Source organism: Hyphomicrobium sp. NDB2Meth4 (genome assembly GCF_900117445.1).
Lineage (GTDB): Bacteria > Pseudomonadota > Alphaproteobacteria > Rhizobiales > Hyphomicrobiaceae > Hyphomicrobium_A.
In genome coordinates this window covers 240,103-252,749 of sequence record NZ_FPEJ01000013.1, presented here as the reverse complement: position 1 = coordinate 252,749, position 12,647 = coordinate 240,103, and the positions used below count along the sequence as shown (strand labels likewise).

At 64.1% G+C, this 12,647-nt stretch carries 12 protein-coding genes; 5 read left to right on the top strand and 7 right to left on the bottom strand.

Annotation, left to right across the window (positions count from 1 at the left end):
* Nucleotides 1-12: 12 nt before the first annotated feature.
* Nucleotides 13-1,272 carry a hypothetical protein gene (locus NDB2M4_RS16150; protein WP_072376908.1) on the bottom strand — a complete coding sequence of 420 codons (1,260 nt, stop codon included), beginning with the start codon at nucleotides 1,270-1,272 and terminating at the stop codon, nucleotides 13-15.
* 742 nt (nucleotides 1,273-2,014) lie between these two features.
* Between NDB2M4_RS16150 and NDB2M4_RS16145 the strand changes: the two genes are divergently transcribed.
* A complete protein-coding gene (locus tag NDB2M4_RS16145; RefSeq protein ID WP_072376906.1) occupies nucleotides 2,015-2,902 on the top strand; it encodes a peptidoglycan-binding domain-containing protein in 888 nt (295 codons plus the stop codon).
* A gap of 21 nt (nucleotides 2,903-2,923) precedes the next feature.
* Here the strand turns inward: NDB2M4_RS16145 and cutA are convergent, their stop codons facing one another.
* Nucleotides 2,924-3,283, bottom strand: coding sequence for a divalent-cation tolerance protein CutA (cutA, locus tag NDB2M4_RS16140; protein WP_083556491.1), 360 nt, complete (start codon nucleotides 3,281-3,283; stop codon nucleotides 2,924-2,926).
* 42 nt (nucleotides 3,284-3,325) lie between these two features.
* On the opposite strand from cutA, the gene NDB2M4_RS16135 reads away from it, so the two are divergent.
* Nucleotides 3,326-4,108: an NAD kinase gene (locus NDB2M4_RS16135; protein ID WP_072376902.1), complete on the top strand. Its 783-nt coding sequence runs from the start codon at nucleotides 3,326-3,328 to the stop codon at nucleotides 4,106-4,108.
* 24 nt (nucleotides 4,109-4,132) lie between these two features.
* On the opposite strand, the gene NDB2M4_RS16130 is transcribed toward NDB2M4_RS16135, so the two are convergent.
* Entirely contained in the window at nucleotides 4,133-4,708 is a 576-nt protein-coding gene (locus tag NDB2M4_RS16130) for a nitroreductase family protein (RefSeq protein WP_072376900.1), read from the bottom strand.
* Nucleotides 4,709-4,884: 176 nt separating this feature from the next.
* Here NDB2M4_RS16130 and NDB2M4_RS16125 point away from each other — a divergent pair, with 176 nt between their 5' ends.
* Complete coding sequence (locus tag NDB2M4_RS16125) at nucleotides 4,885-6,855, top strand: vWA domain-containing protein (RefSeq protein WP_171988129.1); 1,971 nt, start codon at nucleotides 4,885-4,887, stop codon at nucleotides 6,853-6,855.
* Nucleotides 6,856-6,959: 104 nt separating this feature from the next.
* Nucleotides 6,960-7,979, top strand: a complete 1,020-nt coding sequence (locus tag NDB2M4_RS16120) for a hypothetical protein (RefSeq protein ID WP_072376896.1) — start codon at nucleotides 6,960-6,962, stop codon at nucleotides 7,977-7,979.
* Nucleotides 7,980-8,002: 23 nt separating this feature from the next.
* Here the strand turns inward: NDB2M4_RS16120 and NDB2M4_RS16115 are convergent, their stop codons facing one another.
* Entirely contained in the window at nucleotides 8,003-8,587 is a 585-nt protein-coding gene (locus tag NDB2M4_RS16115) for a hypothetical protein (protein ID WP_072376894.1), read from the bottom strand.
* A gap of 25 nt (nucleotides 8,588-8,612) precedes the next feature.
* Complete coding sequence (locus NDB2M4_RS16110) at nucleotides 8,613-9,656, bottom strand: amino acid ABC transporter substrate-binding protein (protein ID WP_072376892.1); 1,044 nt, start codon at nucleotides 9,654-9,656, stop codon at nucleotides 8,613-8,615.
* 175 nt (nucleotides 9,657-9,831) lie between these two features.
* Here NDB2M4_RS16110 and metC point away from each other — a divergent pair, with 175 nt between their 5' ends.
* A complete protein-coding gene (metC, locus tag NDB2M4_RS16105) occupies nucleotides 9,832-11,019 on the top strand; it encodes a cystathionine beta-lyase (RefSeq protein WP_072378209.1) in 1,188 nt (395 codons plus the stop codon).
* A 12-nt stretch (nucleotides 11,020-11,031) separates the two neighbouring features.
* Here the strand turns inward: metC and NDB2M4_RS16100 are convergent, their stop codons facing one another.
* Both NDB2M4_RS16100 and NDB2M4_RS16095 read right to left on the bottom strand, forming a co-directional pair.
* Complete coding sequence (locus NDB2M4_RS16100; RefSeq protein WP_139247338.1) at nucleotides 11,032-11,631, bottom strand: nucleotidyltransferase family protein; 600 nt, start codon at nucleotides 11,629-11,631, stop codon at nucleotides 11,032-11,034.
* Complete coding sequence (locus NDB2M4_RS16095; protein WP_072376890.1) at nucleotides 11,628-12,638, bottom strand: XdhC family protein; 1,011 nt, start codon at nucleotides 12,636-12,638, stop codon at nucleotides 11,628-11,630. Before NDB2M4_RS16095 ends, NDB2M4_RS16100 begins: the two co-directional genes overlap by 4 nt.
* Nucleotides 12,639-12,647: the final 9 nt, after the last annotated feature.

Sequence of the window (12,647 nt, the reverse complement as noted above, 5' to 3'; positions counted from 1 at the left end):
TGAAGCCTATCTCTAGGCGGCCTTTTCGTCGAAGACCGGCGGCTTCTTATCCTCCTCGAGAGCTTCGGCGGACTTCAGCGCAATGCCGATATACCGCACTCGTCCTGCTATCCTTGCTTTCTGGACTCCGAGCTCACCGAATTCACGTCCGAACGTTGGAAGTGCGAGTGGCTCTTTCTGCTGATCTTCACACCATGCACAGTAGTCCTCGTACAGCGAAGTTGCAGTCAAGCTTGATCCGTCTTGCGTCTCGATTCTCTCCTTGTAGAAGCGCTCCACATCCGTTTCGGGAGCGATCAGTCTTTGTGGTGCGGGCGAAGCGACTGCTTTGACTTCTGTCGCGACCTTCACTTCGGTCACAGACTTGTTGTCGTTCGCGCCGGAACGCGGCTTTGCTATCGCAACGGCCTTGGGAGCCGCCACCGCTGCCGCAGCGGTGCTGACCGGAACCATCAATGGTGCGGTCGGCGTGTGGCGATCGTAGAGGCGCCACTGACTAAAGGCGATATACATACCGAAACCCGACCCTACTTCGAGCAACAGTGCGATGAAGACCGTCAGTGCGGTCTGCACATCCTCAACTTTCACGGACGGGGCAACCAACGCAGCGAGCTTGGCAAGGACCGCAGCCTGCGGGTCACCTTCGCTCGTTACAGCGTGGCCGGCTGTCGCGGTGGCCAGCTTCGCCTTGATGTCGGCGACGCGTGCCTCGAGCGCAACGGTTTGCTTCGCAGAGGCAAGCTCAGCTGACAACGCGTGGAACTTCTGACAGAAGCCGCGCGTCTTAGGTCCATCGACCTTGCTGCACTGTTCGGTGTACGACCAGGTCTTCTCGTCCTTCAAGGCATCGATATCAGCTTGCACCGCCTGAGCAGGGCGATGCTGCGGGATCCAGGATAGTTGCTCCTGGGCCCGTGCAAGATCTGCACGCTGGTCCTTGTAGGCTTCTGCTGTGGCGGTACGCTGGCCGGCCGTATCGAGCCGGTTCAACGCCGCATGGCCGAGCGCCGAGGTCAACGAATAGGCGGTGACCACGACCCAGACGAGGGCGGAGGCTGCTGCCTGCGACCACATCCTGTTTTTGATTGCGGCAAATAGGAAGAAAGGCACGAGTGCCTTCATGCAGTCGGCGGCCGCGCTGGCCGCTCCGTAGATCTGGCCGTCCAGCTCGGTCCTTCCGAGGCTGACGCCAAATCGCCAGTTCATTGCCGCCGATACGGCTAACAGTACACCGGCAGCTAGAACCCCCAACACGCCTAGAGCATGTCTCATTGTGTGCCCTCATGGATTATGACGGCCGGCTCTCCACGCGCGCACTGCACCGGCCCTTATCTTGTCTTTGCCGAGGGCGTGGCAAAAACTCTCCATCTCCTACGCGATAATGGGCGCTACGGGCTGGCATGCTGGCTCGATCGGTCTGTTGAGCTCCGGCGCCATCCCCAATGGCATCCGGCAAACCGGCGAACAGGCACGCAGACAGAAGTGCCGAGAGCTGGAGCCTGCCCATCGGGCGCGTCGTACACAGGTCAGAAATCGCCGCTGGATTCCCCTGTGCGCAACTTTCCCCAATCGGGCGAGGCGACAAGTTTACTGACGCGGTACTGCCCCCTCAGTTGCCTTTGCTACGCGATTCGGAATGAATTGTTAAGAGAATCAGCCCTGTAGCTTTCCGGGCCAGAATCCAGCCTCAATTTCGCTCCGCAAGCGGCCACACGGCTGTCCACAGGTCGCCCACCTCCTGGACGAGAGTTTCCCCCAGCCTCCCCCCGGATGTGCACACCTGGTCCGCGCAAATTCTTCTGCTGAACGGCGCTCAACACGTTGCATCAGCACGTGTGCAGACGTATTTTGGTTAAGCTCTGGAACATATTGGCTAACCATCCATTTCAGCTGGGCGTCTTAAGCTCATTGTCATTGCTTCTATTTAGTTTGGTCCGCGAGGACTTGAGCTGGACCGCAGCACCTTAAGTTTCCTCACCGGCGTGTGCCGGACGTGCGTTAGGAGCTAACCGTTATGCGTAGCCTTGGTGCCTTCGTGCTACTGGCCGGCATCGGCGTGGGCTTGTTCGTCTATCTTCCCGCTCCGGTCGACCGCGGCACGACCCTCAAGGAAGCGAGGCGCGTGAGCGCTGAGCGCTCCGATGAGATGCTTGCGGCTCGCTTAGCCTCCGATGCGCGGCCCGGAGCGCGCGTGGCAAGCTTTTCTCCCGGCGTCGTGTTGAAGCCTCGTCAGCCTGCGGGCAACTCGCCTGCTGCGGCTGCACGCGTTGAGACCGTCTCGAATTGGCAGACCAACGTGTCCGGCGATATCGATGCGACCGACCCTGACGACCGGTATAAGCTGGTGGTCGACATCCAACAGGAATTGAAGCGCGCGGGTTGCTACTGGGGCCGCGTCAACGGCGCCTGGAACGCCAGCACGCGCCAGGCCATGCTCGACTTCAACACGCGGTCCAACGCTGCGCTTCCGGTCGACAAGCCCGACTACATGCTCCTCAGCCTGGTCAAATCGTATAGCGGGCGTTCGTGCGGCGCCGTCGAGGCGACAACGGCGGCGTCGAATGCGCCGGAGACACTGCCGTGGAAGGCCGCTTCGGCGACCGAACCCGCGGCTTCAACGCGCCTCTTCACGCCGGTGCAGAGCAGCGTCGTTACCAGTCCGCTTCCCGGCCGGATGGCCATCGGTGCTCCGCTGACGCCTGCGATGCAGGAGCCTCTCGTGCCCGGCACCGGCTCTTCGCAGCCGACCGTCGCCGCACTGGAGCCAAACGAGCGCAGCTATCAGCCACCCGCAGCGGCCGCTCCGAAACCGCGCAGCGCCAAGAAGTCGAGCCACTCGCGCCGCGCGAGCCCCGGCACGCCGCGCTATAACCTGATGCTCAGCCTCGGCGGCGTTTATTGATCCGGCGCGATCGGTGGGCGCTTAGTCCTCGCTGTCGCTAGGGTCGCCGACAGGCGCCTCGGTCTCGCTCATCAGCCAGCTCAAATAGTCGGCTGCGCCATCGACAATGGGCAGCACAATGAGCGCGGGGTTGGCGTAGGGATGGCGCGTTCTGGTTGCATCAACTACCGCCGAGGAGAGCGTCTGACGCGTCTTGATCACCATCACCACCTCGCTGTCGCGCGCTATGGCACCCTCCCAACGATAAATTGACGTCATGCCCGGCACGATGTTGATACAGGCGGCGAGTCTTCGTTCCACGAGCTCGCGGCCCACCGCTTCGGCTGTCTCCGTCGAGGGAAACGTCGAATAGATCAAAACGGGCTTGTCGTTTTCCTGCACTTGAGCGAGCCTCCACGCCCTTTCGGGTCGGCGCATCACACCATGGCAAAGCCGAAGACCAAATTCGAGAAAATTGCCTTCGTGGCAAGCGAGATGCCGGAGGCCATGGCCGCCCGCGAGCGCCTTGTCGCGCTTTATGGCGATCACGACCCGGCGGAGGCCGATGCCATCGTCGCGCTCGGCGGCGACGGGCACATGCTGCAGACGCTGCACCGCTTCATGAACGAGGGCGTGCCGATCTACGGGATGAACCGCGGGTCCGTGGGCTTCCTGATGAACGACTACAAGGAAGAGGACCTGCCCCAGCGGCTCACCGATGCCGACGTCAGCCGCATCCATCCGCTGTCGATGATCGCGTCCGACAAGTCGGGCAAGGCGCACAAGGCGCTGGCGATCAACGAGGTCTCGCTGTTCCGCGAACGCCATCAAGCGGCGAAGCTGCGCATCCTCGTGGATGACACGGTACGCATGGAGGAGCTGATCTGCGACGGCGTGCTGGTGGCAACGCCGGCCGGCTCGACCGCCTACAATCTATCGGCGCACGGCCCGATCCTGCCCATCAATGCGCCGCTGCTCGCACTGACTCCGATCAGCCCGTTTCGCCCGCGGCGCTGGCGCGGTGCGCTGCTGCCGAACAAGGTGCGCATCACGATCGAAGTGCTGGAAGCCGAGAAGCGTCCCGTGAGCGCGGTTGCCGATCACTACGAGACGCGCGGCGTGACGCGCGTCGAAATCGAGAAGGCGCGCAATATCGAACTGTTTATGATGTTCGATCCCGACCACAGTCTCGACGAGCGCGTGCTCGCAGAGCAGTTCCGCTACTGAGATCTTACTTCGCTGGGGCCCGGATTAGCCGTTCCAGCGCGTGACGATGTCGGCGAGAGCTGGACGCTCGCGCTCCTCGGGGCGATCGACCGGCGTGCCGACGTAAATGAAGCCGGCGATGCGCTCGTTTTCAGCAAGGCCCAGCGCCGCGCCGATCGTCTGGTTGTAGGCCACCCACTCGCTGATCCACGAAGTGCCATAACCCAGAGCATTCGCGGCAAGGCACAGGTTGAAACAGGCCGCGCCCGCCGACAGCACCTGCTCCCACTCGGGGGCACTGCGGTGAGGCGTGACGCGCGAGACTACCGCGATCACCATCGGGGCGCGCATGAATCGGCCGCGCTCAGTGTCGAGGCGGACGTGCGATGGCGGCTCCTTCTCGGCGGCGATGCAGGCTTCCGCCACAACCTCACCCAACCGGGCGCGCGCGTCGCCCTCGATGACGATGAACCGCCAGGGCGCGAGTTTTTTGTGGTCGGGGACGCGGGAGGCAATGGTGAGGATTGTTTCCAGCTCGGCCGCGCTCGGTGCGGGCGCTGCCAGCTTGTCCGGCTTCACCGAGCGGCGGCGGGAGAGAAAATCGATGATGGCGTTTTCCATGGGCGCAGTCCTAGCCGCTCCGGCCGGCGGCTGCCAAGGCAATTTCGCCGCAGGACTGGGCATTTACGCCGTGGCCGCAACCTGCGTCGGCGCCGGTGGAGCTAACCCCGCAGTTGGGCTATCTTCGGCTCGAATCCGAGGCTGCTGCTATGAGCACGTCGCGTGGACGGGGACCGATGAAACGCATTCTACACTTGCTGTCGTTGCTCGCCGCCTCGGTGTTGCTACCGCTTTGCGCATCCGCGCCGGCCATAGCCGAGGATGCGCCACCAACCTCCATGATCGTCCTCGACGGCTCGGGTTCGATGTGGGGCAATCTTGGTGCTGAAAAGCGCTCCAAGCTCGAGATCGCGCGCGACGCCATGCGTACGCTGCTGCCGAGCCTGAAGCCGGAAGCACGCGTCGGCATTGCCTCGTTCGGGCATCGGCGGCGCGGCAATTGCGGGGACGCGGAAGTGATCCTGCCGCCCGATGGCAATGCTCCGGAGCGGCTGGCGCTTCCCATCGACAGGATGAACGCGGTCGGCAAGGGACCGCTGGTGCTCGCGCTGCGCGAAGCGGTCAACGCAATGGCCGGGGCAACACCGGCGAGCGTCATCCTCGTTGCCGACGATATCGACAACTGCGGACAGGACGTTTGCGCCGCGTTGAGCGGTATCATGGCGTCGAGCCCCAACCTCGTCGTGCACACCGTCGCGCTCGGTCTCGATAATGCGAAGATCGCGCACATCAGCTGCATCGCGCGGATGACCGGCGGCAAGCTGTGGAATGCCGTCGATGCAGCGGGGGTCGAGTCTGCGCTCGGGCAGGCCGTCGAGCTGGCTCACCTGCAGACGGGTCCCGAGAGCGCGCCAACGGAAGCCGAAGCGGCCCCCAGCAACAAGCAGCCTGAAGGCGCGCCAGCCGGGCTCTATCTTTCTGTCGGCCTCGGCGCCAAAAGCGCAACTCTAGATACGCCTGTTCACTGGCGCATCACCAAGGCTGGCGGCGATGGCGAGGTCGTCCGCGATACGCGCGCCGCTGCACTTTATGAAAAGCTCGCGCCGGGCAGCTACGACGTGGAGGCGGAACTTGGCCTCGCTCGTACGCGCCAGACCGTCAACGTGGAAGCCGACAAGGCGACGGAGGTGCGCATAGATCTCAACGGCGGCGTCATGAAAATGCAGACGCGCGCTGCCGCCGGAGGTGCGCTGTTGGAACAGCCCGTATTCACGGTCACGGCAGCCAACGCTGAAAAAGGGGCCCCGCCGCTATGGGTGGGCCGCGACGCGCAACCCGAGATCGTACTGCCGGCCGGAGAGTATCTCGTAACCACGGAAACCAATGTTGCCCGCCAGCAAAACAAGGTGACGATCGCGCCGGCGACCGGCACGAGCGTCAACGCGGTGCTGGGAGCGGGTACGCTGGAGCTCAGCGCCATGCGCGGCACACCTTCCGCGCCCGGAGATCAGCCTGCCGGTGACGTGACGTTCATTGTCTACCAGGACGATCCGTATGCGCCACAGGGACGGCGCGAGGTCGTACGCTCTTCGGCGCCGAACCCCACATTCGTCCTGCCTGCGGGCACCTACTACATCACGGCGCGCACCCCCACCTCGGAGGTGCGCGAGCAGATCGCGATGGGGGCCGGCGATACCATCAAGCAGGTGATGCCGCTGTCCATGGCCCGCGTTCGCCTCGCCGCGTCGCTGGGCGGGCGACCAGTGACGGATGAGAACCCGGTCACGTTCCGCATCGTGCGTCTTGGCGCCGAGCCGCACGAGGTGCTGCGCACGACCCGTAAGGAGCCGGAGTTCGACCTCTCTGCGGGGCGGTACCGTATCGAGGCCTCGCTCGGCAGTGGTAATGTGATGGCTGCTTCAGAAATCAATCTTTCTGCCGGCCAAGCGCAGAAGATCACGCTGCCGCTGGCGGGCGGAAGCGTGACGTTGAAGCGGGCCAACGCGATCGGCATGGGCAAAAATGTGTTCTGGGAGGTGCGCGATGAGAAGCAGCGCATCGTGCTTCGCAGCAGCCAGTCCGAACCGACCGCGGTTCTGTCGCCCGGGCGTTATCTCGTCAGTGCCGAGACCGCGGAGCAGCCGCTGCGCAATACGATCGAGGTCAAAGCCAACGAGCACCGCACGTTCGACCTTGCTGCGCCATGACTTGGGTGGCCGCGACGATGGTGGGCGCCACAAGCCATATTTCGACCAAGCTCGTTGCTCGTTGATGTGGGCTGACGAGTCGCAACCGTAAGGTAGCCGCGGGAATGGCGGATTTTCGCACCAAGCTTGGCCGGATCCTGCGCCGCTCGGCATTGCCGACGCTGGCAGCGGTGCTGTTCGGCTTGGGCCATGCGGCGGCCCTCGCACAGGCGATGGACGGCGACGGCGGCGGGGCCCAGCTGAGGGGCGCGTTTCCTCCGGACACCGGGCGTTATACGCCATCGGCGCCGGTCCCGGGTCCCACCCTGCCTGCCAACACCACGGTCGTGCCACGCATAGCAGCCCCTGACAGCGGCAGCCCAACCAGCGGCCAGGTCAAACTGGTTGCGCTGCTTACCGTCGATGGCCAGCGGATCGATCAGGGCCTTGTTTGGCGCGTATACGAAGCGCTGCGTGATCCGCGTGCGCCGAGCAAACTGCTGATGACGAAGCGCGAACCGAGCCCGACGGTCTCGCTCGAGCCGGGCGAATACATCGTCAACGCAGCCTTCGGGCGCGCCGATATCACGCGGAAGATCGTGGTGACGCCGGGCACGGCGACGAGCGAGAAATTCGTGCTCAATGCGGGCGGGCTAAAGGTGCGGGTGCTGGTAGATGGCATCGCGCCACCAGCGAATGCTGTCAGCTACGACATCATGTCGAGCGAGCGCGACCAGTCGGACAACCGGGTGCGGGTGCTTGCGGGTGCAAAGCCGGGCGTGGTCAACCGGCTTAATGCCGGTATCTATCGCATCGTCTCGCGCTATGGCGATGCCAATGCCAAGGTCGAAGCCGACGTGACGGTGGAAGCTGGCAAGCTGACCGAAGCGACAATCTCGCACTCGGCTGCGCGCGTTACATTCAAGCTCGTCGCGCAGGCGGGCGGAGATGCGCTTCCCGATACGCAATGGACGGTGCAGGGACAGGATGGGCGCGTGGTGACGACCAGCGTGGGTGCGCTGCCTTCGCATATTCTTGCGCCGGGAACGTATTCGGTGACGGCGAAATCGACATCGGGCGTCTTCAAGCGCGACTTCACGCTTGCCAACGGCGACGTGGCGCAGGTGGAAGTGGTGATGCAGTAGATGCGGGCTCTGCGCCGTCGCCGCTAGAAATCCGTCAGCACCCAGTCGCTGGGGCAGCCGTTGCGGAGCATGCGGGCGTCGACGGCATCGAAGTCGCTGCGCTGGCCAAGCTCGTGAAATAACGTACGCGCAATCTGCCAATGCTCGCAGGCCGTGGCCGGATCCCCGGAGGCTTGGACCAGATCGCCCAGTGCCACGCGCGCCTTGGCGTGCGCGCTCTTCTGGCCAGAGGTGGTTGCCGCGCGGATGGACTTGCGCATCAGTTCGGCCGCGTCGTGCGCTTGGCCGCTGTCGAGTTGGCGTTGGGCCAGCGTGAGATAAAGCCCGGCCAGGCGAGCGTCAGCGCCTTCGGCCTCTGCCTCTTTTACGGCTGCGAGCAGGGCTGGGCCGTCATCGGCAATGAGCTGGGCGACGGGCTGAGCCCGCTCTACCGGCTCTGTGGCTTCTCGGGCTGCGAGCCCCTGCTGTGCGTGATCTGGCTGTGAGCGTTGGCGGGAAACCTGCCGACTGCGGATGACGAGCAAAACGAGCGTTAGCAGCACCGCTGCAACGGTGATGCCGACCAACGCGACGTTGGGGTCGATCGGCGGCGCAGACACGAGCATCATCACGCTGAACTCAATATGGCCGGTCTCAACGGAAGGGCATCGAATACATGAGACCGCCCTTGGTCCATGAGTTGTTGAGACCACGCGCCAACTTCAGGTCCGATTTCGTGCCCAATGACCGATCGAAGATCTCGCCGTAGTTTCCTACGTTTTTGACGATCTGGTAGGCCCAGTCGCGGGGAAGCCCGAGGGCTTGTCCGAGGTTCGCCTCGATGCCCAGAAAGCGGCGGATGCTCGGGTCGGTCGATGCGCGTTGAGCGTCGACATTGGCGCTGGTCAGCCCGAGTTCCTCGGCCTCGATCAATGCCATAAGCGTCCAGCGCACCACCGCGAACCACTGCGGATCGTCCTGGCGGACGGCCGGCCCCAGTGGCTCCTTGGTGATAAGCTCGGGCAGAATAATGTGATCGGCTGGGACCGGCAGCTTGCTTCGAGCTTCGGCGAGAAGCGAAATGTCGCCGGTCAGGACGGTGCAGTTGCCGGCCGCATATGCCTTGACCAGATCGCCCCAGTTTTCCTGGGCCACAACCTGATAGCGCATTCGCTGAGCACCGAAGAAGTTGGCGAGGCCCTGCTCTCCCATTGCGCCAGGAAGCGCGCAGACCGAGGCTCCGGACAGCTCCAGCACGCTGGCAACGGCGTTGCCGCGGCGGGTGAGGAAGCCCTGGCCGTCGTAGAATAGGACGCCGGTGAAGCGGGCGCCGAGCTCAGTGTCGCGGCTGAGGGTCCAGGTGGCGCCGCGGGCCAGCACGTCGACGTCACCCGACTGCAGCGCCTTAAATCGGTCGTTGGCGCTCAAGGGCCAGAATTTCACCGCGTCCTTGCTGCCGAAAACGGCCGCGGCGAGGGCCTGGCAGAACTCGACGTCGATTCCCGAGCGCGTGGCGTTGGGTCCGACAACAGAGAATCCCGGTTGTTCCTCGCCGATCCCGCAAAGGAGCTGACCGCGCGCCCTGATCGTATCGAGCGTGCTGGTTTCGGCTGCCTCCACGGAAGGAGCAAGCGGAATCAACGCGCTGAGCGCGAGCGCGGCGATGAGAGATCGGCGGAGATGCTGGAATATTCGCATGGCGTTGCTTCAGTGTGGGGCGACGAGAGCTATCGCGCAAGGGTCAGAGTGCACGCCCGCGCCTGCGACGTACATTTGGGTCAATCCCGCGTAACCGGAATAAGGTCAAGCCCTTGACCCGGCGTGTAACATGGGCCACACGGGCCGCAACCTCCGCGATCCAGGATCGGCCTCAATGTCATCCTCCGAGAAGAAGCCCGAGCGCCACGAGGCGCCGGCAACGCGGGTCGTCCATGCCGGGCGTGCCCCGCACGATAATTTTGGCTTCGTGAACCCGCCCGTTTATCGGGGCTCGACGGTTTTGTTTCCAACCGTCGAGAAATTGTGGAATCGGGATCAGCCCTACACCTATGGGCGCACTTGCACGCCCACGGTCAAGGCCCTGCAAGACGCAATCGCCGAAATCGAGGGCGGGGCGGCGTGCGAGTTGACCGCCTCCGGCTACCAGGCGGTCAGTACCGCGATCCTCGCTTTTGTGAAAGCGGGCGATCATATCCTGATGGTCGACAACGTCTATCAGCCGACCCGCAAGTTCTGCGACTACATGCTGGCCAAACTCGGCGTCGAGACGACGTATTACGATCCGCTGATCGGTGCGGGCATAGCTGAGCTGGTGCGGCCGAATACGCGATTGATTTTCACAGAGAGCCCGGGATCGCAGACGTTCGAGGTGCAGGACATTCCCGCCATTGCCAAGGTGGCGCGCGAACGCGACCTGTGGCTGTTGATGGACAACACCTGGGCGAGCCCGCTCTACTTCAAGCCGTTCGATCACGGCGTCGATGTCTCGATCCAAGCGGCCACGAAATATATCGTCGGGCACGCCGACGCGATGCTCGGTGCAATCACGTCGAACGCGCGCGCCGCCAAGTATGTGGCGCAGGCGAAAGATCTGCTCGGGGTCAATCCGGGATCGGAAGAGACCTACCTAGGCGGGCGTGGCCTCAGGACTTTGGCGACGCGGCTCGCGCAGCACCATCGCTCCGGGCTGGAGATCGCGCGCTGGCTGGAAGGGCGGCCGGAGGTTGCGCGCGTCCTGCATCCGGCGCTGCCGAGCCATCCGCAGCACGCGCTGTGGAAGCGCGACTTCCTTGGCGCAAGCGGTTTGTTCGGCGTGATCTTGAAGCCTGCGAGCAGGGACGCCGTCGCGGCGATGCTCAACGGGCTGAAGCTGTTCGGTATGGGCTTCTCGTGGGGCGGCTACGAAAGTCTCGTCATCCCGTTCGACGCCACGAGCTATCGCACGGCGACGAAGTGGGAGCCGGAAGGGCCAGCGCTGCGGCTGCACATTGGCCTGGAAGATGTCGATGATTTGCGCGCGGATCTGCAGGCTGGGCTCGAGCGGCTCGCAGCGACGAAATAGCCGGCGTGGCTTTCAATCTTTGCGGACGGCGGAAAGCGCCTCAGGTGTATCGATATCGATGAGCGTGCTCTCGTCGCTTATGGGCACGCCGAGGCAGTCTGCGGGGCTCAACCTGCGCAACACCTGCTTGGCACCGTTCGATGGGTCGAGCGCACGCAGGTCAGCGAAGAAGCGGCGCGGCCAGAGCACTGGATTGCGCTGCTCTCCTTGCTCGGTCACGGGATAGACGACGCGTGCCGCGCCCATTGCATCAAATTGCGCAACGAGCTGCGCGATCTCGTCGGCTTCGAGCAGCGGCATATCACCCGGCACGATCATCGCGCCTGTGGCGTCGCTTCCCAGGGCGGCAATGCCGACCCCGATCGAGCTACCCATGCCGGTCGCCCAGTCGGGATTATGGACAAAGCGCACGTCTCTGCCCGACAGAGCCAGCTCGACGCTGTCGGCGTCCCAGCCGGTGACGACAGTGACCCCGACGAGACCAGCGCGTTCGAGCACATCGAGCACGTGCACGACAATTGCCTTGCCACGCAGATCAGCGAGCAGCTTGTTGGGCGCGCCGAACCGTTGCGACGCGCCGGCTGCGAGCAGCACTGCTGCGATCTTGCTCAAGTGGCCCCGCGGCTTACTTTGACGATCTCGGCGAGGATAGAGACTGCGATTTCGGCAGGTCCCTTCGCGCCGATGTTGAGACCGATGGGCGCGTGGATGCGTTGTAGATCATCATCGCCAAAGCCCAACGCCTTCAGCCGATCGATGCGCTTGGCGTTGGTCGCACGCGAGCCCAGCGCGCCGATGTAGATGCAGGGGGCGCGCAGTGCGGCGGCGATTGCCTCGTCATCGATGTGCGAAGCGTGCGTGAGCGCGACGACGGCGGTGCGGGCATCGAGGCCAATGCGATCAAATGATGCCTGCGGCCAATCGGCGACGATGGCGCTTGCGCCGAAGCGCTCCTCGGACGCAAAGGCGGCGCGTGGATCAACGACCGTGACACCATACCCCGTCAGGCGTGCCATGTCGGCGAACACCTGACCGATGTGCGTGGCGCCGACGATGATGACGCGCAAAGGCGGCACGATCGGTTGCACGGCCGCGACACCGTCGGGCGTCTCGATGAGGCCAACGATGCCAGACGTCAAAGCCTTGGCGATATCGCCGCTCAACGCGTCGCCTTCGCGGTAGAGAGATCGTTCGCCATCGGCAACGCGCGTCACGCGGACAATGGAGCGGCGCTGCTCGCGCGCATCGATGATGGCATCGACGTGCGCCAGGTCGGCGCGAGTCAGCGGCTCGACCAGGACCTTGATGGTGCCGCCGCACGGCAGGCCGACGCGCCAGGCGGTGTCGTCGCTAATGCCGTACTCGAGCAGCTTCGGCTTGCCGGAGGCCATGATATCGACGGCTTCTGCAAGAACGTCGGCCTCGACGCAGCCGCCCGACACCGAGCCTTCGAAGCGATCGTCCGGGCCGATGACGAGATGGCCGCCGGCCGGCACCGGCGCGGAACCCCAAGTGGAGACGACCGTCGCCAATGCCGCGCGGCCATGCTCGGCGATCCAGCGCCGAGCGATGTGCCAAGCGTCGCGTCCTGCTTCGACCGGTTGCACTTGAATGTTCATCGCCGCGCC

Coding starts and splice junctions, on each gene's coding strand:
- NDB2M4_RS16145 (WP_072376906.1), top strand. CDS start 2,015: ATGCGTAGCCTTGGTGCCTTCGTGCTACTGGCCGGCATCGGCGTGGGC.
- NDB2M4_RS16115 (WP_072376894.1), bottom strand. CDS start 8,587: ATGATGCTCGTGTCTGCGCCGCCGATCGACCCCAACGTCGCGTTGGTC.
- NDB2M4_RS16095 (WP_072376890.1), bottom strand. CDS start 12,638: ATGAACATTCAAGTGCAACCGGTCGAAGCAGGACGCGACGCTTGGCAC.
- NDB2M4_RS16125 (WP_171988129.1), top strand. CDS start 4,885: ATGAAACGCATTCTACACTTGCTGTCGTTGCTCGCCGCCTCGGTGTTG.
- NDB2M4_RS16130 (WP_072376900.1), bottom strand. CDS start 4,708: ATGGAAAACGCCATCATCGATTTTCTCTCCCGCCGCCGCTCGGTGAAG.
- NDB2M4_RS16135 (WP_072376902.1), top strand. CDS start 3,326: ATGGCAAAGCCGAAGACCAAATTCGAGAAAATTGCCTTCGTGGCAAGC.
- NDB2M4_RS16150 (WP_072376908.1), bottom strand. CDS start 1,272: ATGAGACATGCTCTAGGCGTGTTGGGGGTTCTAGCTGCCGGTGTACTG.
- metC (WP_072378209.1), top strand. CDS start 9,832: ATGTCATCCTCCGAGAAGAAGCCCGAGCGCCACGAGGCGCCGGCAACG.
- NDB2M4_RS16120 (WP_072376896.1), top strand. CDS start 6,960: ATGGCGGATTTTCGCACCAAGCTTGGCCGGATCCTGCGCCGCTCGGCA.
- NDB2M4_RS16110 (WP_072376892.1), bottom strand. CDS start 9,656: ATGCGAATATTCCAGCATCTCCGCCGATCTCTCATCGCCGCGCTCGCG.